Source organism: Arthrobacter sp. NPDC058097 (genome assembly GCF_042884885.1).
Taxonomy (GTDB): Bacteria; Actinomycetota; Actinomycetes; order Actinomycetales; family Micrococcaceae; genus Arthrobacter.
In genome coordinates this window covers 228,337-251,554 of record NZ_JBHVSZ010000005.1, presented here as the reverse complement: position 1 = coordinate 251,554, position 23,218 = coordinate 228,337, and the positions used below count along the sequence as shown (strand labels likewise).

The window sequence follows — 23,218 nt, the reverse complement described above, 5'->3', positions numbered from 1 at the left end:
CCTATCCCGCGGCCGGGCTAGCCAAGGAGTACGACCTTCGTAAATGCGGCAACGCCCGCCGCCCAGAGCATGGAGGCCAGGGTGCCGATGATGAACCGCTCCGCAGCCACGGGCGTTTCCTTCAGTTCCGCGAACCGGCCCAGGCCCTTGATGGCCACCACATAGGCGATGGCCACGGGCTGCCCGGTCAGGATGGCCAGGCAGACAGCCAGCCGCTCGAGCACTCCGATGATGGCCCCGCCCCGGAGAATCCGTGTGGCCGAAGCTTCGCCTCCGGGTTCCGGCGCGGCACCACCGGCGGCGTCCACCGTGATGTCGCCGTTCACCGTGTTGGCCCGGTCCCCCACGGCCGGGCTGCCAGCTGACGTCGGGCTGCCCGCAGGGGCGGGGCTGTCCACTGTCACATCCGCCGACGGATCGTCTGCGCCGTCCCTGCCGGCCCCTGCAGCGGCATCGGCTTTGTCATCGATGGTGCGGGCCAGGCGGAAAACCAGCGCCGTGACTGGCCAGCCCACGAACCCGGCCGTCAGCAGGGCGGCTGCGATCCAGACAGCGTTCACGGTTCTCCTCGGTTGTCGTCGCCATCCTGGTTTCCGGAGGCGGGGTTCTCCGGACTGGGGTTCCCAAGGATGAGGTTATGGGCGGCGGCCAGCAACATTTCCACTGCCGGCCTTGCCGCCCATTCTTCCTGCCAGCCGGACCGGAGGACGGCCCGGCTCACCGACTGTTCGCTGATTCCCAGTTCCGCGGCGACCTGTTTCTGCAGACCGTGACGCCCAGGACCCTGTTCGGCGCCCGCCCCGCTCTTCGCACGGAGGGCATCCACTACGCGCCACTGGGCTTCGGTCCGGTCCTGCACTAGCCTTCCGACCAGGCGCAGTACTGCCTCGGCGTTGGCGCACGCCGTGGCGGCTTCACGCTCCCGGGTCCCCGCAACCACGGCCGCCGGGACATGGCTCGCGGCTGACTTGGCCTGCTCCACCGCACGGCGTGCGGCAACAAAGGCCGGACCGGATCCTTCGCGCGGGCTCGCTTCCGGGGGCAGGGTTCCCTGGCCCACGCCGATTCCCACGTACCAGTGGTTGCTCCGCAGTGCGTGCAGCGCCACGTCGACCACGAGTGCCGGGTCGTGCAGAACTCCCTGTACTTCGTCGCCGACGGAGCGTTCGAAGCGGACATCGGGATGGCTGCCGAGGGCTTCGAGGAGCTCGGGCACGCGGTCCATGTCATTGGTGCTGTCACGCTGGTCGATGGTCAGAACGTACATGGCTAAACCGTATCCGGCCTAGATCTCAAAATCAATCATTTGGAGGTGATTTTTGATAATCAGCCAGAAAGGGGCGATTATGGAAGATCAGCCGAAGAGATTCACGGGCTTCACGATGTCTGCATAGATCAGCAGCGCGCCCATGCCCATGAGCAGCGCGGCCACGACGTAGGTCACCGGCAGCAGCTTCGCGATGTCGAAGGCGCCCGGGTCGGGTTTGCCGAACAACTTGGCCACCCGGCGCCGCACGGCCTCGTAGAGTGCGCCGGCGACGTGGCCGCCGTCGAGCGGGAGCAGCGGGATCAGGTTGAAAACGGCGAGGGCGAAGTTCAGTCCGGCGAGGAGTCCCACCAAGGCTGCCAGCCGGGCCTGGGCAGGGACTTCCTCCATGGCGGCCACCTCCCCGGCCACGCGGCCCACGCCCACCACACTGATGGGGCCGTTGGGGTCGCGGGGCTCTTCGCTGAACGCCGCCTTGGCGACGCCAACAACCCGGGCCGGCAGGTTCAGTACCACCCCGGCCACCTGCTTGATGTTCTCCCCTGCCATGGGCAGGACGGACGACGCCGGCTGGGGAACCAGGGCGGTCTGCGCGCCGATGCCCAGGAAGCCGACGTCCTGGTACAGGAGCTTTCCGGCCTCATCCTTGGCCTGGCGCCCGTCCGCTCCGACAACCGGGCGAGCGGACAGGACAGGGGTGACGGTGCTGGTCACCGGGGAGCCGTTGCGCTCCACCGTGATGGAGACTTCCTTGCCGGCGGAAGCACGGATCCAGCCCGTCAGCTGGTCCCAGCTGGTAACGGGTTTCCCGTCGAAGGCGGTGATGATGTCGTTGGGCTTGAGCTGGGCCGCAGCAGCCGGCGTCGGCTTGCAGTCCGCCGAGTTTGGATCGACGGTCTCCCCCGCCTTCACCTGGCACTTGGAGACATCGGCGATGGTGGTGGTGGGCTCGGAGATGCCGAAGCCCATGAGCAGCACCGCCGTGAGCACGAGGCCGATCAGCAGGTTCATGGCGGGCCCGCCGAGCATGATGATGATCTTCTTCCAGACCGGCAGCCGGTAGAACACGCGGTTCTCATCCCCCGGACCCACGTCCTCATGGGCCATGGAACGGGCCTCGCTGGCCAGCGTCTGGAACATCCCGGTGCTGGACGGGCGCACCGAGCCGTCCTCCTTGTTGGGCGGGTACATGCCGATCATCGAGACATAGCCGCCCAGGGGCAGCACTTTGAAGCCGTACTCGGTCTCGCCCTTTTTGGTCGACCAGAGGGTGGGGCCGAAGCCGATCATGTACTTGGTGACGCGCACCTTGAACAGCTTGGCGGGCACCAGGTGGCCCACCTCATGCAGCGCAATCGAGACCGCGATGCCGATCGCCACAAAGACGACACCAAGGATGAAGAGGATGACGGGACTCATGCTTAAGATTCTGCTGCTTCCTAGAGACTGCTCACTGCTAAACGTTCGTGGGTGCGCGCACGTGCCCATTTCTCAGCATCGAGCACCGATCCGACCGTTAGCCCGGAGGAACCCGAATGTTCGCTGAGGACGGCTTCGATGGTATCCACGATGTCCGTGAACCTGATCCGGCCCGCGTGGAACGCCATGACGGCTTCCTCGTTGGCCGCGTTGAACACGGCGGGGTACGTGCTTCCGCGCCGCGCCGCGTCCTTGGCAAGCCCGACGGCGGGGAAAGCTTCGGCGTCCAACGGCTCGAAGGTCCAGCTGGTGGCCTGGCTCCAGTCGCAGGGCGAGGCCGCGCTGGCTACCCGGTCCGGCCACGCCAGGCCAAGCGCAATCGGCAGGCGCATGTCCGGCGGCGAGGCCTGGGCGATGGTGGAACCGTCCACGAACTGCACCATGGAGTGGACCACGGACTGGGGATGGACCACCACGTCGATCCGGTCCAGGGGGATGTCGAACAGCAGGTGCGCCTCGATAACTTCGAGGCCCTTGTTCACCAGGCTGGCTGAGTTGGTGGTGACCATCAGGCCCATGTCCCAGGTGGGGTGGGCCAGCGCTTCCTCAGGAGTGACGGCGAAAAGCTCCTCGCGGGTACGGCCGCGGAAGGGCCCGCCTGAGGCGGTCAGGATGAGCTTGTCCACCTCTGCGGCAGTCCCCGAGCGCAGGCATTGGGCGATGGCGGAGTGCTCGGAGTCTACCGGGACGATCTGTCCCTCCGCGGCGGCGGCCTTGACCAGTGAACCGCCAACGATGAGGGATTCCTTGTTGGCGAGAGCCAGCGTGGCACCGGATTCCAGCGCGGCGAGCGTCGGGGCCAGCCCGATCGAGCCCGTGATGCCGTTGAGCACCACGTCAGCCTCGATGGCGGCGATCCGGGCCGAGGCGTCCGGGCCCGCGATGATCTCGGGACGGTACTGCCCGATCCCTGCCGCACCGGCGGCGTCATTGATCAGGTCCCGGAGGAGCGCGGGATCACCCGCGGCAATGCCGACAGCGGCGGCCCGGGTGTGCACCGCCTGCCGGGCGAGCAGTTCGAGGCTGCCGCCTCCGGCACTTAGCGCCACCACGTCGAAAAGGTGCGGGGCGCCGTCGACGACGTCAATCGCCTGGGTGCCGATGGAACCGGTGGATCCGAGGATGACGATCCTGCGCGGCTGGCCTGTCATGGGTAGGTCGGGGCCCGAAGTCTGCATTGCTTAAGTATCCCGCACCGCCGGTGGCCGCCGGACGCGGAGCCGCGGCGCAAGGTGCGGCCGGCCGGCACCTTGACGCACTTCCCCGCGGGGGTAACGTGGTGCCCGTGGACTGGGCCGCATGGTTCGACGCGCCGGACTATGAATTCGCGCGGCAGGTGCTGCAGCGCGGCGTTGCCGCACTCTACTTCGTCGCGTTCCTGTCCTCCCTCAACCAGTTTCCCGCGCTTCTCGGCGAGCGCGGCCTCCTCCCTGTTCCGGACTACCTGAAGGCCTTCACCCGGATGCGCCGGCCCACATTGTTCCGCTGGCGCTACTCCGACCGGCTGCTCCGGACGGTCTGCGCAGTGGGTCTGGTCATTTCCGGCGTCCTGGTCCTGGGGCTCCCCCAGCTGGGACCGCCATGGATACCGCTGGTGGCGTTCCTGGCGCTGTGGCTGCTTTACATGTCCGTGGTCAACGTGGGGCAGACGTTCTACGGGTTCGGCTGGGAGATGCTGCTCCTGGAGGCCGGTTTCACGGTGGCCTTCCTGGGGTCCGACCAGACGGATCCGCCCCGGACCATCCTGATCCTGGTGGCGTGGCTGGTGTTCCGGCTGGAATTCGGTGCCGGCATGATCAAGATCCGCGGCGGCCGGGAATGGCGCGACCTCACCGCCCTGTACTACCACCACGAGACCCAGCCGATGCCGGGCCCCTTAAGCCGGCAAGCGCATCTGCTGCCCAAGCCCTTCCACCGGCTGGAGGTGGTGGGCAACCACTTCGCCCAGCTGGTGGTGCCGTTCTTCCTCTTCGCACCCCAGCCGCTGGGCAGCATCGCGGCGGGCATCATCATCTTCACCCAGCTGTGGCTGGTGGCCAGCGGCAATTTCGCGTGGCTGAACTGGATTGCGATCGTGCTGGCCTTCGCAGGCGTCAGCGATTCCGTGGCGCACACGGTGCTCCCGTTCATTCCGCTGGACTGGCACACCACCGGGGAGACGCCGCTGTGGTGGCTTCTCATCACGCTGGCCGCGTCGCTGCTCCTGGTGGTCCTGAGCTACCGGCCCATCAGGAACCTGTTCTCGCAGTACCAGCTGATGAACGCCAGCTTCAACCGCTGGCAGCTGGTGAACACGTACGGCGCGTTCGGCACGGTCACGAAGCAGCGCATCGAAGTGGCGGTGGAGGGCACCCTGGACGACGAGCCGGATGATGCGGCCGACTGGCGCGAGTACGGCTTCAAGGGGAAGCCCGGCGAGGTGCACCGGCTGCCGCGTCAGTGGGCCCCGTACCACCTGCGGCTGGACTGGCTCATGTGGTTCCTGCCCCTGCGCACCGTCCACGAGGAATGGTTCTACGCCTTCCTCGGCAAGCTGCTGGAGGCTGACGCAGCCATGCTGAAGCTGCTGCGCCATGACCCGTTCGACGGCGAGCGCCCCCGCTGGGTGCGCGCCCGCACCTATCTGTACCGCTTCGCCACCCGGGCGGAGTTCCGGGAGACCGGCCAGCGCTGGATCCGGACGCCGCTCTACGAGGCGATTCCGCCCATTTCCCTGCGGGCAGGAAAATAGCCGCCTGCAGGAAAGCGGCCGGCCGGGCGGGTGCGGAGCCGGCGCTCCGCACCCGCCCCGGCCGGCAGCTTACTGACTACGCCGCCAGGGGCAACACAGCGCCCGAGGTTACGCTGAGCTGACCAGCCTCCGCGGACACGGTGACGCTTCCGCCCGGCTGCAGTCCGGACGCGACCAGTAGGTCGGCGATACGGTCGTCCACCTCGCGCTGAATGACGCGCCTCATGGGACGTGCACCGTATTCCGGTTCGTAGCCCCGCGCGGCGATCCAGTCAACGGCCTCCTCGGTCACGGTAAAGCCGATCCCCTGTGCCTGTAGGCGGCCTTCCGTGCCGTTCAGCATGAGCCGGACGATCTGGCGCAGCTGCGCCTGGTCAAGCTTGCGGAACAGGACGACCTCGTCGAGGCGGTTAAGGAACTCCGGCCGCATCGATTCACGCAGCCGGGCCATCACTCGTCCGCGCAGGGCTGCATCCGAACCGGCATCCCCTTCGCTGGCCCGGATGGCGAATCCCGCCGGGCCTGTCTTGCTGGCGAGGAACTCGGACCCCAGGTTTGACGTCATGATGACCACAGTGTTGCGGAAGTCAACTGTCCGCCCCTGCCCGTCGGTCAGACGCCCATCATCCAGTACCTGGAGCAGGAGGTTGAACACATCCGGGTGGGCCTTCTCGATCTCGTCCAGCAGCACGATGGAGTACGGATTCCGCCGCACCCTCTCGGTAAGCTGGCCCGCCTCGCCGTAGCCGACGTAGCCAGGGGGCGCACCGACCAGCCGGCTGACGGTGTGCCGCTCGCCGAACTCACTCATGTCGAAGCGGACCAGCGCGTTCTCGTTGCCGAACAGGGACCCGGCCAGCGCCTTGGCCAGCTCGGTTTTGCCGACGCCGGTGGGCCCGAGGAACAGGAAGCTGCCGATCGGCTTGCCCTCCGTGCCCATGCCGGTGCGGTTGCGGCGGACGGACTTGGCGATGGCCGTCACCGCGTCGTCCTGCCCGATGACCCGCTCATGCAGTTCCGCTTCCAGCTTGGCCAGCCGCTCCCGGTCATTTTCGGTGATCCGGCTTGCCGGAATTCCGGTGGACCTGGAAATGATCTCGGCGATCCCCGCTTCGTCAACAACTGCAGGGTCGGCACCGGGCGCCGTTCCGGCACTGATCTTCTCCTTCGTGGCTGCGATTTCGTCCCGCAGCCGCGAGGCCTCCTCGAACCGCTCGTCAGCGACGGCGGCATTCTTTGATTCCTCCAGGGCGGACAGACGCTCACGCAGGGCATCCAGTTCACCTGTACCGCGCTGCAGGCTCAGCCGCGCTCCCGCCTGGTCGATGAGGTCAATGGCCTTGTCCGGCAGGAAGCGGTCGGTGACATACCGTGCGGACAGCTCGACCGCTGCGCGGACGGCGGCGTCGGTGTACTCCACGCCGTGGTGTTCCTCGTACCGTCCCTTCAGCCCTGCCAGGATCTGAATGGCGTCCTCGATGCCAGGCTCACCGACGTGGACGGGCTGGAACCGCCGCTCGAGAGCCGGATCCTTCTCCACCTTGCGGTACTCGTTCAGCGTCGTGGCGCCCACGAGATGAAGTTCACCCCGTGCCAGGCGGGGCTTGAGGATGTTGCCGGCATCCATGCCTCCCTCGCCTGCCCCGCCGGCGCCGATCACGGTGTGCAGTTCGTCGATGAACAGGATGATGCTGCCCGCCTGGCTGCTAATCTCATCCATCGCCTTGGTGAGCCGCTCTTCGAAATCGCCCCGGTACCGGGTTCCGGCGAGCATGGCAGGCAGGTCCAGTGAAATGACGCGCTTGTTCCGAAGCTGCTCGGGAACCGCGCCCGCCGCAATTGCCTGTGCCAGGCCCTCAACGATAGCCGTCTTGCCCACCCCGGCCTCGCCGATCAGGACCGGGTTGTTCTTGGTCCGGCGGGCGAGGATCTCAATGGCTTGCTCGGTCTCCTGCGAGCGCCCAATCACCGGATCCAGTGCGCCTTCACTGGCGCGCGCCGTGAGGTCCGTGCCGTAGGTGTCAAGGGTGGGCGTCGCCGGGCCAGGCCCGGCGGAGGGCTGGCCGGTGGCCGGGGAACCTGATCCAGGTGCCGATCCACCATCGGTCTCCGCTCCAGTGGCTCCCGACTGGAAGGACTCGGGCGTCACGCCGGCGGCCATGAGGATCTGGCCTGTCGGTGCTTCCTGGTTAAGGACCAGGGCGACGAACAGGTGCTCGGGATCAATGTAGGTAGACCCGAAGGCACGGGCGACCTGGTGGGCATCGAGCAGGGCCCGCTGGGCCGACGGCGTCAGGGCCGGTGTTCCGTCCACTGCCGCACTCGACTTTTCGGGCAGCCGGTCTTCTGCCGCCTGGGCGACCGCGGCAGTGTCAGCACCGGCTCGCCGCAGGTAACCGGCGGCGGGTTCGTCCTGCACCATGACACGGAGAATGTGCAGCGCGTCGACGTCGCTGTGACCATGGTCAGTGGCGAAGCGGGCGGCGTGGGCAAGCACCTCGTGGGTACGGCGGCTCAGCAGCCGGGTGAGGTCGCGGGCGCGCGCCGACCTGGCAGCCCGCTGGCCCTGAAGGTAACGGGCAAAGAACTCATCAAAGGAACCGTTGCCGGAACCGGCAGGCCCGAAAAACGTAGGCATTAAACCTCCAATAGAAACTTGAGTGTACTTGACTCAAGTCCCGCTCCTGGAGATTTATTCCCGGGCAAGGACCCGGCTACCGCGCCCTCCGGAGCACGGACTCCGCGTGCCGCAGGATGGGGCCATCGATCATCCGGCCCTGGTACTGGAACACGCCGGTCCCGGCTTCCTTTGCCGCCTCCAGCAGGTGCGTCGCAGCGGCTACGTCCTCGCCCGAGGGTGCGTAGGCGGCCCGGACGGCGGCCACCTGGCTGGGATGGATGCAGGCCTTGGAGCCGAACCCGGACGCGGCGGCGTCCCGGGCCTCCGCGGCAAGCCCGTCAAGGTCCGGAATGTTCACGTAGACCGCGTCGACGGCCTGCTTGCCGGCAGCGCCCGCTGCCAGAAGCACGGAGGATCGGGCGTGCAGGGCAACTGCGCGGTAGCCGCCGTCGTCATTCCGGCTGGACGTGCCACCCAGGGAGGCAAGCAGGTCCTCCGCCCCCCACATCATTGCCACCACGTTCGGCTCAGCGGCAATGGCTGGTGCGTGGACCACGCCGGCGGCCGTCTCGCACAGGGCAATCACATGGAAGTCCGGCAGGGCCCGGAGCTGGCTCGCGCTCTCCGCCTTGGCAAGCATCACGGTGCGGTAGGGCGTGTGGGCCAGGCAGTGGAGGTCCTTCTCGAAGTCCTCGGTGCCGGCCGGGTTGATCCTGATAATGGTCCGGCTGGGGTCCAGCTCCGGCCCCTCCCCGGAGCCGCCGAGCTGGGCCAGGATGGCGCCCCGGGCCCGCTGCTTGTCCGGCGCCGCCACGGCATCTTCAAGGTCCAGGATGACGGCGTCGGCCCGTTCGGCGGCCTTTTGGAAGCGTTCTGGACGGTCGGCAGGGCAGAAAAGCAGGGCGGGGCCCATTACAAAAGTCATAGCTTCATTGTCCGATTATTTGCCCCGCTGCGCCTCTATATGCGCCTCGCGCGTCCACATCAGGCAGCTTCTCGTGGCCAGTGCCACCACGGTTCCGTCCTGGTTCCGGCCGGTGTGCTGCATGGTGACCACGCCCTGCCCGGGCCGTGACCCGGACAGCCGTTTCCCGGTGATGACCGTCTCCGTATAAAGGGTGTCACCGTGATAAAGCGGGTGCGGGAAGGAGACGTCCGTCAGCCCGAGCTGCGCAATGATGGTGCCCTGCGTCAGCTGGCCGACCGACTGGCCCACCACCGTGGCCAGCGTGAACATGGAGTTCACCAGCCGCTGGCCGAAGGGCTGGCCCGCACTCCAGGCCGCATCCAGATGCAGCCCCTGCGTGTTCATGGTCATGGTGGTGAACAGCACGTTGTCCGTCTCCGTGACGGTGCGCCCGGGGCGGTGGGCGTAGACGACGTTTTCCTCGAGTTCCTCGAAGTAGAGTCCGCGCTGCTCGATGACCCTGGCGGTGCCAGTGGCTGAGTCTTCCGGCTCCGCCCTCATACGGTGAGTTCCTGGTCTTCCTCATACAGCTCCGCGCCGGTGGCCGCGGCAACATCTTCCGCCGAGACGTTGGGGGCGAGTTCGCGCAGGACCAGGCCGTCGGGGGTCACGTCGAGGACGGCGAGGTCGGTGATGATCCGGTCCACGCAGGCCTTGCCCGTCAGCGGCAGCGAGCAGCGGTCCACGATCTTCGGTTTCCCGCTGCGGTCCACGTGCTCCATCATGACAATCACTTTTTTGGCGCCGAAGACCAGGTCCATGGCGCCGCCCATTCCCTTGACCATCTTTCCGGGGATCATCCAGTTGGCGAGGTCCCCGTTGGCGGCCACCTCCATCGCGCCGAGCACGGCCACATCCACGTGGCCGCCGCGGATCATGCCGAAGGACTGCGCGGAGTCGAAGAACGCCGCGCCCTTGTTGACGGTGACCGTCTCCTTGCCGGCGTTGATGAGGTCCGGATCCACCTCGTCCTCGCCGGGGTAGGGCCCGACGCCGAGGATGCCGTTCTCGGAGTGCAGGACCACCTCGACGCCGGCCGGGATGTAGTTGGGGATCAGCGTGGGCATGCCGATGCCCAGGTTCACGTACTGGCCGTTGCTCAGCTCCTGGGCCACGCGGGCGGCGAGCTCGTTCCGTGTCCAGCCCTTGCCCTCGGGGTGGGAGGAGGCAGCCCGGCGGTACTCGTGACGGACGGCCTCGGGGCGGGGCGGCTCCCCCTGTGCGCTGTTCAGGTCCATGGCTACGCTCCTGCCTGTTCGGTGGTGCCGGTGGTTCCTGCCGCGGCGGTGGTTCCCGCTGTGCCGGCAGCCGCTGGCGGGGTCGCCGACGCCGCGGACAGTGCGACGGTCCGCTTCTCAATGCGCTTCTCGGACTCGGGCACCACCACTACCCGCTGGACGAAGATGCCCGGGAGGTGGACGTGTTCGGGATCCAGCTCGCCCGGCTCCACGAGTTCCTCCACCTCCGCGATGGTGATCCGGCCCGCCATGGCGCAGAGGGGGTTGAAGTTCATGGCCGTGGCGTGAAAGACGAGGTTCCCGTGGCGGTCGCCCTTCCAGGCGTGGACCAGACCGTAATCGGGGGTCAGGGACTCCTCGAGCACGTAGTCCACGCCGTCGAAGCTCCGCACTTCCTTGGCCGGGGACGCGATGGCGATGCCGCCGTCGGCGTCGTATTTCTGCGGCAGGCCGCCGTCGGACACCTGCGTCCCCACCCCCGCCTTGGTGTAGAAGGCTGGGATGCCGGCGCCGCCGGCCCGCAGCTTCTCGGCCAGCGTGCCCTGGGGGGTCAGGACCACTTCCAGTTCCCCGGCGAGGTACTGCCGGGCGAACTCCTTGTTCTCCCCCACGTACGAGCTGACAGTCCGGCGGATCCGGCCGTCCCGGAGCAGGATGCCCAAGCCCCAGTCATCCACGCCGCAGTTGTTGCTGACCGTCTCCAGGTCCTTGGTGCCGTGGCGGTGGAGGGCATCGATGAGCGCCACCGGGATCCCGCACAGTCCGAAACCCCCGACGGCGAGCGACGCGCCGTCGGATATGTCGGCGACCGCTTCGTCAGCGCTGGCAACAACCTTGTCAATCATCCTTGATCCTTTCGGCGTCTCCACAGACTCTCGACAGACACGGCCACCGGGCCTGTTACAGCCCCAGTTCCCGGGCGATCAGCATCAGCTGGACCTCCGTGGTGCCCTCCCCGACCTCCAGGATCTTGGAGTCCCGGTAGTGGCGCGCCACGGTGAACTCGTTGATGAAGCCATAGCCGCCGAATACCTGGGTGGCATCCCGCGCATTGTCCATGGCCGCCTCGCCTGCGACCATCTTAGCTATGGCCGCCTGCGTCTTGAACGGCTTCCCGGCGAGCATCCGCGCCGCCGCATCGTAGTAGGCCAGACGGGCTGTATGGGCCCGCGCCTGCATACGGGCGATCTTGAAGGCGATGGCCTGGTGCTTGCCGATATTGGTCCCGAAGGCGCTCCGGTCCTTGGCGTAGCGGACGGAGAGATCCACGCAGCCCTGCGCCGCGCCGGTGGCCAGCGCCGCGATGGCGATCCTGCCCTCATCCAGGATGGACAGGAAGTTGGCGTAGCCGCGGCCCCGCTCCCCCAGCAGGTTCGCCTCGGGAACGGTGACGTCCCGCAGCGTCAGCGGATGCGTGTCCGAGGCGTTCCAGCCCACCTTGTTGTACGCCTTCTCCGCCTTGAAGCCGGGCGTGTTCGTGGGCACCAGGATGGTGGAGATTTCCTTCCTGACGCTGCCGTCCTGGCGCTCCTGCTCGCCGGTGACGGCGGTGACCGTCACCAGTTTGCTGATGTCCGTTCCCGAGTTGGTGATGAATTCCTTGTTGCCGTTGATCACCCAGTTTTTTGCGTCCCCGTCGCCTTCCAGCCGGGCCGAGGTCTTCGTGCCACCGGCGTCGGAGCCGGCCTCCGGTTCGGTCAGGCCGAAGCCGGCGAGCGCTTTTCCGGAGGCGAGCAGCGGAAGCCATTCCTGTTTCTGGGCCTCCGTGCCAAAGCGGTAAACGGGCATCGCGCCGAGTGACACGCCTGCCTCCAGCGTGATGGCCACGGACTGGTCCACGCGCCCCAGCTGTTCCAGGGCGAGGGCGAGCGCGAAGTAGTCGCCGCCCATGCCGCCGTACTCCTCCGGGAACGGCAGGCCGAACAGCCCCATGTCCGCCATTTGCGAGACCACTTCGTAGGGGAAGCTGTGTTCCTCATCGTGCTTGGTGGAGACGGGTGCCACCACCTCGTCGGCGAATTCGCGGACGGTCTTGCTGAGGTCCTGGTATTCCTCGCTGAGGTCAAAATCGGCCATCGCTAGGCCTCCTTACGTTCTTGTGCTGGAGCGTGGTTTGCGGGCTGTTCCGCTTCGGGGGCGGCCGCGTGGTCCGCGTGGATGGTAGCGACAAGCTGGCCGGCTTTGACGAGGGCACCCGTGGTGACGCTGATGTGGACGGTGCCGGCGACTTCGGCCACGAGCTGGTGCTCCATCTTCATGGCCTCCACGGACAGGAGGACCTGGCCGGCCTCTACCGTGTCGCCGTTGCTGACGGAGACGGACACCACGGTCCCGGGCATGGGTGACCGCACTTCCGGATCAGCGGCGCCTTCCTCCCGCTCGATCGCGGCCAGCACGCGCTCCAGGCGGCTCTCACGGGTGAGGACCTCGAGGCGGCAGGACCAGCCGCCGTTGCCGAGGAAGAGCTCCGACAGGATGCGGGGATCGGGCTCCATCCAGCTCCGGGCGGGGGGACCTGTGTAAACGGGTGCCACGGTGTAGCTGCTGACCTCGCCGTCAAGGGTGAGCACCGGGAGGTTGCGGCCCGTGAACTCCAGGACGGCGGTGAGGCGGGGGCCGCCGTTCACACTCACCGTGGCCTGTTCACTTGCGGCCGAAGGCCACACCTTCACTGTGGCAACGCCGCCGTCCGAGGTTCCCAGGCTGATCAGCCGCGGAGCGGCAGCTCCGATGCGCCAGCCGTCGCGACGCTTCCACGGGTTGCCTTCGGGTTCCTGTTGCTTCGCTTCCTCCTCCGCGGCCAAGGCGTACAAGGCCGCAGCCACAAGTTCGGCGTCGCCCGCACGGCGGAACGCAAACTGCGGCAGCTTGCGCTCGATCAGGCCGGTGTCGAGGCGGCCGGCGCGGACGTCGTCGTCATTAATCAGGAGGCGCAGGTATTCCACGTTGGTGTCGATTCCCAGCGCGGTGTACCCGGCGAGCGCCTCGTCCAGGTTGTCCAGTGCCACCTTGCGGGCCTCACCCCAGGCGATGACCTTGGAAATCATCGGGTCATAGTTGGTGGAGATCTCCACTCCATCCAGCAAGGCCGAGTCCACCCGGACGCGGCCGCGGTCGGTTTCAATCTCAAAACGGGCGCCGGCGCTCGGGCGTGAGGCGGGGCCAGGGACCTCGTCCAGCAGAAGCACTGTTCCTGCAGACGGCAGGAAGTTCCGGTGCGGGGTTTCGGCGTAGACGCGCGCCTCCGCTGCATGGCCGTTGAGTACGACGTCGTCCTGTCCGACGGTGAGCACCTCGCCGGCGGCGATGCGTACCTGCCATTCGACGAGGTCGATGCCGGTGACCATTTCCGTCACCGGATGCTCGACCTGGAGGCGGGTGTTCATTTCCATGAAGAAGAACTCGTCCGGGGAGTCGTCCGAAACCAGGAACTCCACGGTGCCGGCGCCGGTGTAGTGGACGCTGCGGGCGGCCTGGCAGGCGGCTTCGCCGATCTTCGCGCGGACTGCCTCGCCGTCGGGCAGCGATGCGAGCAGCGGCGACGGGGCCTCCTCGATCACCTTCTGGTGCCGGCGCTGCAGGGAGCACTCACGCTCCCCCAGGTGGATGACGTTGCCGTGCGTATCGGCCAGGACCTGCACCTCGATGTGCCGCGGGGAGGTGACCAGGCGTTCCAGGAACAGGGTGTCGTCCCCGAACGCGCTGGCAGCCACCCGCCGTGCGGTGGCCAGGGCGGCTGGCAGGTCTTCCGGGTGCTCCACGGCATGCATCCCCTTGCCGCCGCCGCCGGCCGAGGGCTTGATGAGCAGTGGGAAGCCCACCGCCGGGGCGGCGGCGATGAGGTCCGCATCCGTCATGCCGGGCTCGGCGATGCCCGGGACCACCGGAACGCCATACCCGGCCACGTGGTTCTTCGAGCGGATCTTGTCGCCCATGACCTCAAGGGCCTCGACCCCGGGGCCGATGAAGGCGATGCCGGCATCCTTCAGAGCCCGGGCGAAGTCGGCGTTTTCGCTCAGGAAGCCGTAGCCGGGGTGCACCGCCTGGGCACCGGTGTTCCGGCACGCCCCGATGATCGCGTCGATGCTCAGGTAGCTCTGGGCCGCCGCGGCGGGGCCGATCCGGACGGCGGTGTCCGCTTCGCGCACGTGACGCGCACCGGCGTCGGCATCGCTGAAAACCGCAACCGAACGGATGCCCATGGCGCGCAGGGTCCTGATCACCCGGCAGGCAATCTCGCCGCGGTTGGCGACCAGGACGGTGCGGAACGTGTTCTCGGAAGTCATCTCTGGCTCACATTCGGAAGAGGCCGAAGGAGGACTCCGGCAGCGGGACGCGGGAGACGACGTCGAGCGCCAGGCCCAGCACGGTGCGGGTGTCTGCGGGGTCGATGACGCCGTCGTCCCATAGCCGCGCGGTGGAGTAGTACGGGCTGCCCTGGTCCTCGTACTGCTGGCGGATGGGGGCCTTGAAGGCTTCCTCGTCCTCGGCGGACCACTCCTGCCCGGCCGCTTCGAACTGGTCACGCTTGACGGTCGCCAGGACGCTTGAGGCCTGGTTCCCGCCCATGACCGAAATCCGGCTGGCGGGCCACATCCAGAGGAAGCGCGGCGAATAGGCCCGGCCGCACATCGAGTAGTTGCCGGCACCGAAGGAGCCGCCAATCACCACTGTCAGCTTGGGCACGCGGGTGGTGGCCACGGCGGTGACCATCTTGGCGCCGTTCTTGGCGATGCCGCCCTGCTCGTAGTCCTTGCCCACCATGAAGCCGGAGATGTTCTGCAGGAAGAGCAGCGGGATGCCGCGCTGGTCGCACAGCTCAATGAAGTGGGCGCCCTTGAGTGCGGACTCGCTGAACAGTACGCCGTTGTTCGCCACGATGCCCACGGGATGTCCGTAAAGCCTGGCGAAGCCGGTCACCAGGGTGGGCCCGTAGTTCTTCTTGAACTCGTGGAAGCCGCTGCCGTCCACCAGCCGGGCGATCACCTCGCGGACGTCGTACTGCGCATTGACGTCGGTGGGCACGGCGCCGTAGAGCTGGCCGGGCTCGGCAACGGGTTCGACGGCGGTGTCCACGTCCCAGGCGGGCGCGGAGGGTCCGGGCAGCGTGGCGACGATGTCGCGGACGATCTGCAGGGCGTGCTCGTCGTTTTCGGCGAGGTGGTCAGTTACGCCGGAGATCCGGGAGTGCACATCGCCGCCCCCGAGCTCTTCGGCGCTGACGATTTCGCCGATGGCCGCCTTCACGAGCGGCGGCCCGCCCAGGAAGATGGTGCCCTGGTTGCGGACGATGACCGTTTCATCGCTCATCGCGGGAACGTAGGCGCCGCCGGCAGTGCAGGAGCCCATTACGGAAGCGATCTGGGGAATCCCGGCGGCGGACATTCTGGCCTGGTTGTAGAAGATCCGGCCAAAGTGGTCCCGGTCCGGAAAGACCTCGTCCTGCCTGGGAAGGAAGGCCCCGCCGGAATCCACGAGGTAGATGCATGGCAGCCGGTTCTCAAGGGCGATCTCCTGGGCCCTGAGGTGCTTCTTCACCGTCATGGGATAGTAGGTGCCGCCCTTGACGGTGGCGTCGTTGGAAATCACCAGCACGTGGCGGCCGTGCACCAGGCCGATGCCGGTGATGATGCCGGCGCCGGGCGAATCGTCGTTGTACATGCCGTTCGCCGCCAGCGGGGCGATCTCCAGGAAGGGGCTGCCGTCGTCGAGCAGGCGGTCAATCCGCTCCCGGGGCAGCAGCTTGCCGCGGGCCATGTGCCGCTCGCGGGACTTTTCCGGGCCGCCCAGGGCCGACGTCGCAAGTCGCTTCCGCAGCTCATCGGCGAGCGCGCGCTGGGCGAGGCTGTTGGCCTCGAATGCGCTGCCGGCAGTGTCCAGCCGGCTGGCGAGTGTCTCCATTGACCGCTTCCATTCCCGGACACATATCCGGCGGCAGTCCTGCCGCATTTCGGTTAGTGCCTCGTAACTGAGTTTAGGTTAGTCTCTAGTAACTGTGATGTCCAACACAGGATGTTGGTAGAGTTCTTGGGTTCCGAGGAGGAAATGTGCCCACCACAGACCACGGAGAGCTCACCGCTCCTGTCCAGGCCGCACCCGGTCGCGAGACATCCGTCCCCACGCAGCGCAGCCGGGCGAAGGAGTCCCGCCGGCAGGCGCTCCTGTCCGCAGCGGCCACACTCTTTGCCGTCAACGGGTTCAACCGGGTCTCCCTCGAGGACCTTGGCGCTGCGGCCGGCGTGAGCGGACCCGCCGTGTACCGCCACTTCCCCGGAAAGCAGGCAGTACTGGGCGCGCTGCTGCTCACCGTCAGCCAGGACCTGCTCGACGGCGGCCGCCACGTGGTTGCCGACGCCGGCGATCCCTCTTCCGCACTGGCCCGGCTGGTGCAGTTTCATGTGGACTTTGCCCTCAGCAACCCCGATGTGATCCGGGTGCAGGACAGGGACTTCAGCAACCTGACCAGCGAGGACCAGGCACAGGTGCGGGCCTTGCAGCGCAGCTACGTGGAGGTGTGGGTCGACGTGCTCGCAGGCGTCCACGGCACCACCGACACAGCCGACCTCCGCATGCGCGCCCACGCTACCTTCGGCCTGATCAACTCCACACCGCACTCCGTCCGCACCCACGGCCGGCGGGTGGCCATCAGGTCGGCGCGGCCGCTTCTGGAGAACATGGCGCTGGCGGCCCTGCTGGTGACAACGAGCCCGCTCGCGGAGTAGCCCTTTGCGGGGATCCCTGAGTTTCGGCCTGCGGCTACACCATTGCGAATGCCATGCCGGGATCCGCGAGGAGGGCGCCGACGTCGGCCAGGAACCTGGATCCCTGTTCGCCGTCCACCAGCCGGTGGTCGAAGGACAGGCTCAGCGTCATGACCTGCCTGAGCGCGACCTGGTCCTGGTACTCCCAGGGCGTCTTGCGTACAGCGCCCATGGCGAGGATCGCGGCCTCCCCCGGGTTGAGGATGGGGGTGCCGGCGTCGATGCCGAAGACACCGATGTTCGTGATGGAGATGGTGCCGCCCGAGAGGTCGTCCGGGCTGGTCTTGCCGGCCCTCGCCGTGTCGGTGAGTTCGGCGAGCGCCGTCGAGAGGTCGATGAGGGTCAGGCGGTCGGCATCCTTGATATTGGGAACCGTGAGGCCGCGCGGGGTTGCGGCCGCGATGCCGAGGTTCACGTAGTTGAACTGCACGATTTCCTGGTTGGCCTCGTCCCACTTGGCATTCAGCCCGGGATTGCGCCGCAGCGCGATCAGGACGGCCTTGGCCACCAGGGTCAGCGGTGTGAGCTTGTGGCCGGCAAAGGGCTTGCTTTCCTTGAGCCTGGCCAGCAGCTCCATTGCCAGGGTCACGTCGACGGTGAGGAACTCCGTCACGTGCGGCGCCGTGAAGGCGCTGCTGACCATGGCGGCGGCCGTGTACTTGCGGACACCCTTGATCGGCGTCCGCACCTCGCGCTCGCCCTGTGCCGGCGCGGGCTGCACTTCCTGTGCTGCCAGTTCCTGGGCGGCCGCGGGAAGGTCCCCGCCGCCCACGAAGTTGCGCACGTCGTCACGCGTGATCAGGCCGCCGGGGCCTGTCCCCGCGACCCTTTCCAGATCCACGCCAAGGTCCTTGGCCAGCTTCCGGACAGGCGGGGTGGAACGGGGCCGCTCGGCGGGGCTGGTGTCCTGGGCTTTGGTTTCGGCGGGCTGGGTTTGGACAGGCTCAACCAGCGGGGCCCGGGTTTCGACAGGCTCAACCAGCGGGGCAGGCTGCTCCGCCAGGGTGCGCTGCCGCCGCACGGGACGGCCAGTGCTTTCGACGACGGCGCCGTACCCCACGAGGTTGGGTTCCCGCTTGGGAAGCGCCGCCTCAGCCGGAGCGGCAGCGGCAGGCTGGGCACCGGCGTCGTCCATTACCTCGAACGAGACGATCGGCTTGCCCACCTCCACGACCGTTCCCGGCTGTTCATGAAGGGCAGTGATCACGCCCGCGAACGGTGAGGGCAGTTCCACCACTGCCTTGGCGGTCTCCACCTCGGCGATGATCTGGTTCAGGCTGACGGTGTCCCCGACCCCCACCTTCCAGCTGACGATTTCGGATTCGGTCAGTCCTTCGCCGAGATCGGGCAGCCGGAATTCCTTGATCATGGTGGCGGTCATCCTTCCAGTCCGCTCAGCGAATTCGGGCGGCCCAGCGCGCGGTCGACACCATCGAGGATCCGGTCCAGATTCGGCAGGTGATGCATCTCCACCTTCGAATACGGGTAAGGCACGTCAAACCCTGTGATGCGGACCGGTGCCGCCTCCAGGTGATAGAAGCAGCGCTCGGTGATGCTGGCGGCAACCTCTGCGCCGAGGCCGCCCGACTGGCCAGCCTCGTGGGTAATCACCAGCCTGCCCGTCTTCCGGACAGAGGCCTCAACGGTGGCGAAGTCCACCGGAGCCAGGGAGCGCAGGTCAATGACCTCAACCGAGACACCCTCGTCCGCGGCCGCCGAAGCGGCATCGCGGGCCGTCTTCACCAGTGGCCCGTACGCCACAAGCGTGACGTCGCTGCCGGCCGTGACCACGCGGGCCTGGCCCATTGGCGGGGCTGAATTCGGATCCAGCGCCTCGTCCACGTCGCCTTTGTCGTGGTAGCGGCGCTTGGGCTCGAAGAACACGACGGGGTCATCGCAGGCAATGGCCTGCTGGATCATGGTGTGGGCGTCCTGCGGGCTGGCCGGGGTGACCACGCGAAGGCCTGCCGTGTGCGCGAAGTAAGCCTCAGGCGATTCGGAGTGGTGCTCAGGCGACCCGATACCGCCGCCAAAGGGAATGCGGATGGTGATGGGCATTTTCACGGTGCCGCGGCTGCGGTAATGCATCTTCGCAACCTGGGATACGATCTGGTCGAACGCGGGGTACACGAAGCCGTCGAACTGGATTTCCACCACGGGCCGGTACCCGCGGTAGGCCAGGCCGACAGCCGTGCCCACAATGCCGGACTCAGCCAGCGGCGTGTCCACGACGCGGTGCTTGCCGAAGTCCTTCTGCAGCCCGTCGGTCACGCGGAAAACACCGCCCAGGGTGCCGATGTCCTCGCCCATGAGGACCACCTTGGGATCGCTGTCGAGGGATCTGCGGAGGCCGGAGTTTATTGCCCGCGCAAAGGTCATCTGCGTCATCAGCGTGCACCTTCTTCTTGTGTTGCCGCTTCGGGATCGCCAAAGGAGGCAAGGTAACGGGAGTAGTGGTCCTGCTGGCGCTCCAGCCAGGAATTCGGGGTGCTGTAGACATGCTTGAAGACGTCGAGGGGTTCGGGGTCCGGCATGCCGACGCAGCCGGCGCGCAGGTCACGGGCGACGGCGTCTGCCTTGGTCCGCACCCCGGTTTCGAACTCCTCGGTGAACAGGCCCTTCCGGTCCAGCAGCGCATGGACCCGGCCGATCGGATCCTTGGCAGCCCAGTCCTCAAGCTCATTGGGGTCGCGGTACCGGGTGGGATCATCCGCCGTCGTGTGCGGGCCCATCCTGTAGGTGACGGCCTCGATGAACGTGGGACCGCCTCCCCGGCGGGCCCGGTCGAGGGCGACCCGGGTGGCCGCCATGACCGCCAGCACGTCGTTGCCGTCGACCCGCATGCTGGGGATGCCGAATCCGGTCCCGCGGTCCACAAGCTGGGTGTGGGACTGGACGCGCACCGGTTCGGAGATGGCCCAGTGATTGTTTTGGCAGAAGAACACCAGCGGGACCTGGTAGCTGGCGGCGAAGACCATGGCCTCGCTGACGTCGCCCTCGCTGGTGGCTCCGTCGCCGAAGTAGACGATGGCAGCGGAATCGGCACCGTCGTTCTGGATTCCCATCGCATAGCCGGTGGCATGCAGGGTCTGGGCGCCAATGACGATCTGCGGGATGGCCAGGTTGAACTTGTACGGGTCCCAGCCGCCGGAAGCTGCGCCGCGCCAGACACGCAGGATGTCCTTCAGGTCCACCCCGCGGCAGTAGGCCACGCCGTTCTCGCGGTAGCTGGGAAAAATAAAGTCGTCATCGCGCAGCGCCCGCACGGATCCCACCTGCGAGGCCTCCTGGCCCAGCAGCGGGGGCCAGAGGCCCAGTTCGCCCTGCCGCTGCAGTGCGGTGGCCTCCTTGTCGATCCGCCGGATCACCACCAGGTCCTCGTAGAGCGAGCACAGCTGCTCGTCTGATACGTCCTTGACCCAGGGGTCGTACTCCGGATGGCTGACGCGCTCCCCCGCGGGGGTAATCAGCTGGACCATGCTGTGGCCAACGCCACCCTGGTGCCCTGTCCTGTTGTCCCGGCCGGCGGCTGTTCCGCCCTGGCCCGCATCGTCTGTTACCACTGTTGCCGCAACCTTCTGACGTCGTGTAACCATCCCGCGGCAGGACTCGTGATACCGCCGCATTCCGGCCTCCCGGGCACCTTTGCCCCGGTTAATTGTGACCATACTCACAATGTTCAGGTGGTACAACCACCGTGGCAAAAACTGAGCACAATGCACTGTCTGGCAGCTCCAGACCGTGCTAGCCTTGCGCATTATGCACGTTTTGGATGGCACAGACACCCGGCTGCTCTCCGCCCTGGCGCAGGACCCCCGCCGCACGGTGGTGGCCCTGGCCCAGAAGCTTGGGCTCTCCCGCAACACCGTCCAGGCGCGGATGGCCCAGCTCGAGAAGAAGCACGCTTTCCTCTCCTTCGAGCGGCGCATCAACCCCGTGTCCCTGGGCTATCCGCTGATGGCTTTCATCTCGGTGCACGTCCAGCAGCAAAAGCTCGGCTCCCTCGCCGAGGAGCTGGCCGCCGTGCCGGAAATCCTCGAGGGCTACGGCCTGACGGGCTCCGCGGACCTGCTGCTGCGCGTGGTGGCACTGGACGCCGAGGACCTCTTCCGGATCAACGGAAAGATCCTGGCCTGCGACGGCGTCGAGAGGACCGATACGGCCCTGGCCATGGGTGAACTGATCCCTTTCCGGATCCAGCCACTGCTTGAGCGCAACTCTGCGGACGACTGACCGGAACAGACGGGCGTAACCACGGGACAACATCGCTGTTCCGGGCCGCCGGCGCTATAGGCTGTTCCACAAAAGTGACCGGGCGCCGGCTGTGCCCCGTAAGTTGGAGCGCCGCTGGTGCGGTGCCGGAAAGGCCCACCCTTGAGCAATCCCCCGCTCCCCCCGCAGCAGCCCGGCTCACAACAACCCGGCCCCTACCCGCCGGGTTCTCCCCAGCCCGGTCCGTACCAGCAAAGCGCCCAGCCCGGCCCGCAGCAGCCCCTGGGCCGGCGGTCGCTCCCTTCTTCGCCTTTCGGCTTGCCCGGCCTGCCTCCGGCCAAAAGCCGGAAGGGCCTCTGGATTGTCGTGGGCATCGTGGCAGGCGTGCTCCTGCTGGTGGTCGTCGGGGTGCTGCTCCTGGTGAATCTCGTGGGCGGTGCCACCCGGCAGGCCGGGGACCTCGCGGACGGCTTCACCAAGCTGGTCATCGCCGGGGACACGGACAAGGCCTATAACGACTACATGGATCCCAGCCTCAAAGAGCAGCTGAGCCGCGAGGAATTCGCTTCCGGCGTCAAGAGCCTCCAGCTGGACCCGGCCTGCACACCGGCCTACGACGACCTCAAAGTCAGCACGCAGAATGAGAACAACATTGCGGACGTGGCCGGGCTCATTAAATGCCCGGGCAGGGACATCGAACTCGTATACCGCTTCGCCGGCAAGAACGATCTCAAGCTGGTGACCATCAAGCTCCGGCCCAAGGCCTGACTCTCATCTGACCGCCACCCATCCAAGCGCACACCAGGCCCGAATTGCTTCCGAGGGGTCCGTCCGGGACTCCGCAAACAAGGCCGGGGAAACAGCCCCGGCTTGAACCGGAAGGAAATGGGCAATGCGCAACTCACCCAACCGACTTGTCGCCACAGTTTTCGGAGCCGTCTACCTGCTGGTGGGCCTCGTCGGCTTCGCCGTGACCTCGGGGGTCGGCTTCTTCGCCACCGAAGGCACCAACCTGATCATCTTCGAGGTCAACCCGCTGCACAACGTGATCCACCTGGCCATCGGCGCGGCCCTGCTCTACGCCGGCGTCAAGGACATCCAGCTTTCGCGCACCGTCAACACGGCCGTGGGTGCCGTTTACCTGCTGGTGGGCATCCTCGGCCTGTTCCTGCTCAGCTCCCCGCTCAACATCATTGCCCTCAACGGCGCGGACAACGTTCTCCACCTGGCGAGCGCCGTCCTGCTGCTCGGCGTCGGCCTGTCTCTGGACAAGGTCCCCGCCACGGCCCGCGCCTAAGAGACCCCGAGCCGAAGGATGATGACCAGCCAGGCCATCCCGGCAACCGCGGGAACCCCGGCAACGCATGACATATGCCGTTCCGATGCCGTGCGGCTCGTCGCCGCCTTTGCCGGGCTCGGCGCCGCAGCGGTCAACCTCGCCGTCGCTTCCAGCCTGTTTGCCGCCGCCGGCCCTGCCCTCCCCGCGAGGGCAGCCGGCGCCGCGGCCGCCCTGCTCTGGGGAACGGGCCTGCTGGGTTGGACGGTGGCCGGGCTTAGACGGAACCGCTTCCCGCTGCCGGGGACCTCCGCCATCCTGCTCCCCGCCGCAGCCGCCTTGCACGTGGTTGCCATCATTCTGGGCGCAGGCAGCGGCATGGCGGGCCTTGGCATCAGCCACCTCGCCGCCCTGCTGCTGACCCTCATGATCCTCGCCGCCACATCGTGGCTCCGCCGCAGGTCCCCGGGTGTTCCCGGCGGGCCGGGCCAGAGCGAACCGGGCCAGAGCGAATCGGGCCGGCTGGGTGCCGGGCAACTGCTCGCCGCCGCCTTCGCCGGAGCGCTGCTGGTCGCCGCCATCACGACGCCGGGACTCGCCGCGTCGACGGCCGGCCAGTTCGCGGTGCCGCACGGCGAACACACCGGAGGCCACCACTCGCCTTGAG

General features: G+C 67.3%; 21 protein-coding genes. 6 read left to right on the top strand and 15 right to left on the bottom strand.

The genetic code is table 11. The annotated features are described in order from the left end of the window. Window positions 1-17 precede the first annotated feature (17 nt). From ACFVTE_RS11075 to dxr, 4 genes are all read right to left on the bottom strand, one after another. Window positions 18-560 carry a hypothetical protein gene (locus ACFVTE_RS11075; RefSeq protein ID WP_387100266.1) on the bottom strand — a complete coding sequence of 181 codons (543 nt, stop codon included), beginning with the start codon at window positions 558-560 and terminating at the stop codon, window positions 18-20. Further along, complete coding sequence (locus tag ACFVTE_RS11070) at window positions 557-1,267, bottom strand: MarR family transcriptional regulator (RefSeq protein ID WP_387100263.1); 711 nt, start codon at window positions 1,265-1,267, stop codon at window positions 557-559. Before ACFVTE_RS11070 ends, ACFVTE_RS11075 begins: the two co-directional genes overlap by 4 nt. Window positions 1,268-1,354: 87 nt before the next feature. Further along, a complete protein-coding gene (locus ACFVTE_RS11065; RefSeq protein WP_387100261.1) occupies window positions 1,355-2,686 on the bottom strand; it encodes a M50 family metallopeptidase in 1,332 nt (443 codons plus the stop codon). A gap of 20 nt (window positions 2,687-2,706) precedes the next feature. After that, on the bottom strand, window positions 2,707-3,897 hold the full coding sequence (dxr, locus tag ACFVTE_RS11060; protein WP_387100527.1) for a 1-deoxy-D-xylulose-5-phosphate reductoisomerase: 1,191 nt from the start codon (window positions 3,895-3,897) through the stop codon (window positions 2,707-2,709). 134 nt (window positions 3,898-4,031) lie between these two features. Between dxr and ACFVTE_RS11055 the strand changes: the two genes are divergently transcribed. Further along, window positions 4,032-5,477: a lipase maturation factor family protein gene (locus ACFVTE_RS11055; protein WP_387100524.1), complete on the top strand. Its 1,446-nt coding sequence runs from the start codon at window positions 4,032-4,034 to the stop codon at window positions 5,475-5,477. 76 nt (window positions 5,478-5,553) lie between these two features. Here ACFVTE_RS11055 and ACFVTE_RS11050 read toward each other — a convergent pair whose 3' ends face one another. From ACFVTE_RS11050 to ACFVTE_RS11015, 8 genes are all read right to left on the bottom strand, one after another. Further along, complete coding sequence (locus ACFVTE_RS11050; protein WP_387100258.1) at window positions 5,554-8,115, bottom strand: ATP-dependent Clp protease ATP-binding subunit; 2,562 nt, start codon at window positions 8,113-8,115, stop codon at window positions 5,554-5,556. A 76-nt stretch (window positions 8,116-8,191) separates the two neighbouring features. Beyond that, a complete protein-coding gene (locus ACFVTE_RS11045) occupies window positions 8,192-9,022 on the bottom strand; it encodes an HpcH/HpaI aldolase/citrate lyase family protein (protein WP_387100255.1) in 831 nt (276 codons plus the stop codon). A 15-nt stretch (window positions 9,023-9,037) separates the two neighbouring features. Beyond that, on the bottom strand, window positions 9,038-9,565 hold the full coding sequence (locus tag ACFVTE_RS11040; RefSeq protein ID WP_387100252.1) for a MaoC family dehydratase: 528 nt from the start codon (window positions 9,563-9,565) through the stop codon (window positions 9,038-9,040). Beyond that, window positions 9,562-10,302, bottom strand: coding sequence for a CoA transferase subunit B (locus ACFVTE_RS11035; RefSeq protein WP_003805903.1), 741 nt, complete (start codon window positions 10,300-10,302; stop codon window positions 9,562-9,564). The genes ACFVTE_RS11040 and ACFVTE_RS11035 overlap by 4 nt, the downstream gene beginning before the upstream one ends. A 2-nt stretch (window positions 10,303-10,304) precedes the next feature. Next, entirely contained in the window at window positions 10,305-11,147 is an 843-nt protein-coding gene (locus tag ACFVTE_RS11030; protein ID WP_387100249.1) for a CoA transferase subunit A, read from the bottom strand. Between the two features lie 55 nt (window positions 11,148-11,202). Next, window positions 11,203-12,378, bottom strand: a complete 1,176-nt coding sequence (locus tag ACFVTE_RS11025) for an acyl-CoA dehydrogenase family protein (RefSeq protein ID WP_387100246.1) — start codon at window positions 12,376-12,378, stop codon at window positions 11,203-11,205. A 2-nt stretch (window positions 12,379-12,380) separates the two neighbouring features. Continuing rightward, complete coding sequence (locus ACFVTE_RS11020) at window positions 12,381-14,588, bottom strand: biotin carboxylase N-terminal domain-containing protein (RefSeq protein ID WP_387100244.1); 2,208 nt, start codon at window positions 14,586-14,588, stop codon at window positions 12,381-12,383. Window positions 14,589-14,595: 7 nt separating this feature from the next. Continuing rightward, on the bottom strand, window positions 14,596-16,203 hold the full coding sequence (locus ACFVTE_RS11015) for a carboxyl transferase domain-containing protein (protein ID WP_387100241.1): 1,608 nt from the start codon (window positions 16,201-16,203) through the stop codon (window positions 14,596-14,598). 146 nt (window positions 16,204-16,349) lie between these two features. Here ACFVTE_RS11015 and ACFVTE_RS11010 point away from each other — a divergent pair, with 146 nt between their 5' ends. After that, window positions 16,350-17,024 (top strand): TetR/AcrR family transcriptional regulator, encoded by a 675-nt coding sequence (locus tag ACFVTE_RS11010; RefSeq protein ID WP_387100238.1) that lies wholly within the window; start codon window positions 16,350-16,352, stop codon window positions 17,022-17,024. 34 nt (window positions 17,025-17,058) lie between these two features. Here ACFVTE_RS11010 and ACFVTE_RS11005 read toward each other — a convergent pair whose 3' ends face one another. Genes ACFVTE_RS11005 through pdhA form a run of 3 tightly spaced genes read right to left on the bottom strand, consistent with a single transcriptional unit; the run spans window position 17,059 to window position 20,626 of the window. Then, entirely contained in the window at window positions 17,059-18,444 is a 1,386-nt protein-coding gene (locus tag ACFVTE_RS11005; protein WP_387100235.1) for a dihydrolipoamide acetyltransferase family protein, read from the bottom strand. Continuing rightward, complete coding sequence (locus tag ACFVTE_RS11000) at window positions 18,441-19,451, bottom strand: alpha-ketoacid dehydrogenase subunit beta (protein WP_387100232.1); 1,011 nt, start codon at window positions 19,449-19,451, stop codon at window positions 18,441-18,443. The genes ACFVTE_RS11005 and ACFVTE_RS11000 overlap by 4 nt, the downstream gene beginning before the upstream one ends. Continuing rightward, window positions 19,451-20,626 (bottom strand): pyruvate dehydrogenase (acetyl-transferring) E1 component subunit alpha, encoded by a 1,176-nt coding sequence (gene pdhA, locus ACFVTE_RS10995; RefSeq protein ID WP_387100229.1) that lies wholly within the window; start codon window positions 20,624-20,626, stop codon window positions 19,451-19,453. The genes ACFVTE_RS11000 and pdhA overlap by 1 nt, the downstream gene beginning before the upstream one ends. 196 nt (window positions 20,627-20,822) lie before the next feature. Here pdhA and ACFVTE_RS10990 point away from each other — a divergent pair, with 196 nt between their 5' ends. From ACFVTE_RS10990 to ACFVTE_RS10975, 4 genes are all read left to right on the top strand, one after another. Then, window positions 20,823-21,296 carry an Lrp/AsnC family transcriptional regulator gene (locus ACFVTE_RS10990; protein WP_387100226.1) on the top strand — a complete coding sequence of 158 codons (474 nt, stop codon included), beginning with the start codon at window positions 20,823-20,825 and terminating at the stop codon, window positions 21,294-21,296. Between the two features lie 297 nt (window positions 21,297-21,593). Next, window positions 21,594-22,043, top strand: coding sequence for a hypothetical protein (locus ACFVTE_RS10985; protein ID WP_387100224.1), 450 nt, complete (start codon window positions 21,594-21,596; stop codon window positions 22,041-22,043). Window positions 22,044-22,167: 124 nt separating this feature from the next. After that, entirely contained in the window at window positions 22,168-22,572 is a 405-nt protein-coding gene (locus ACFVTE_RS10980) for a DUF4383 domain-containing protein (protein WP_387100221.1), read from the top strand. 18 nt (window positions 22,573-22,590) lie between these two features. Continuing rightward, window positions 22,591-23,217 carry a hypothetical protein gene (locus ACFVTE_RS10975; protein ID WP_387100218.1) on the top strand — a complete coding sequence of 209 codons (627 nt, stop codon included), beginning with the start codon at window positions 22,591-22,593 and terminating at the stop codon, window positions 23,215-23,217. Window position 23,218: the final 1 nt, after the last annotated feature.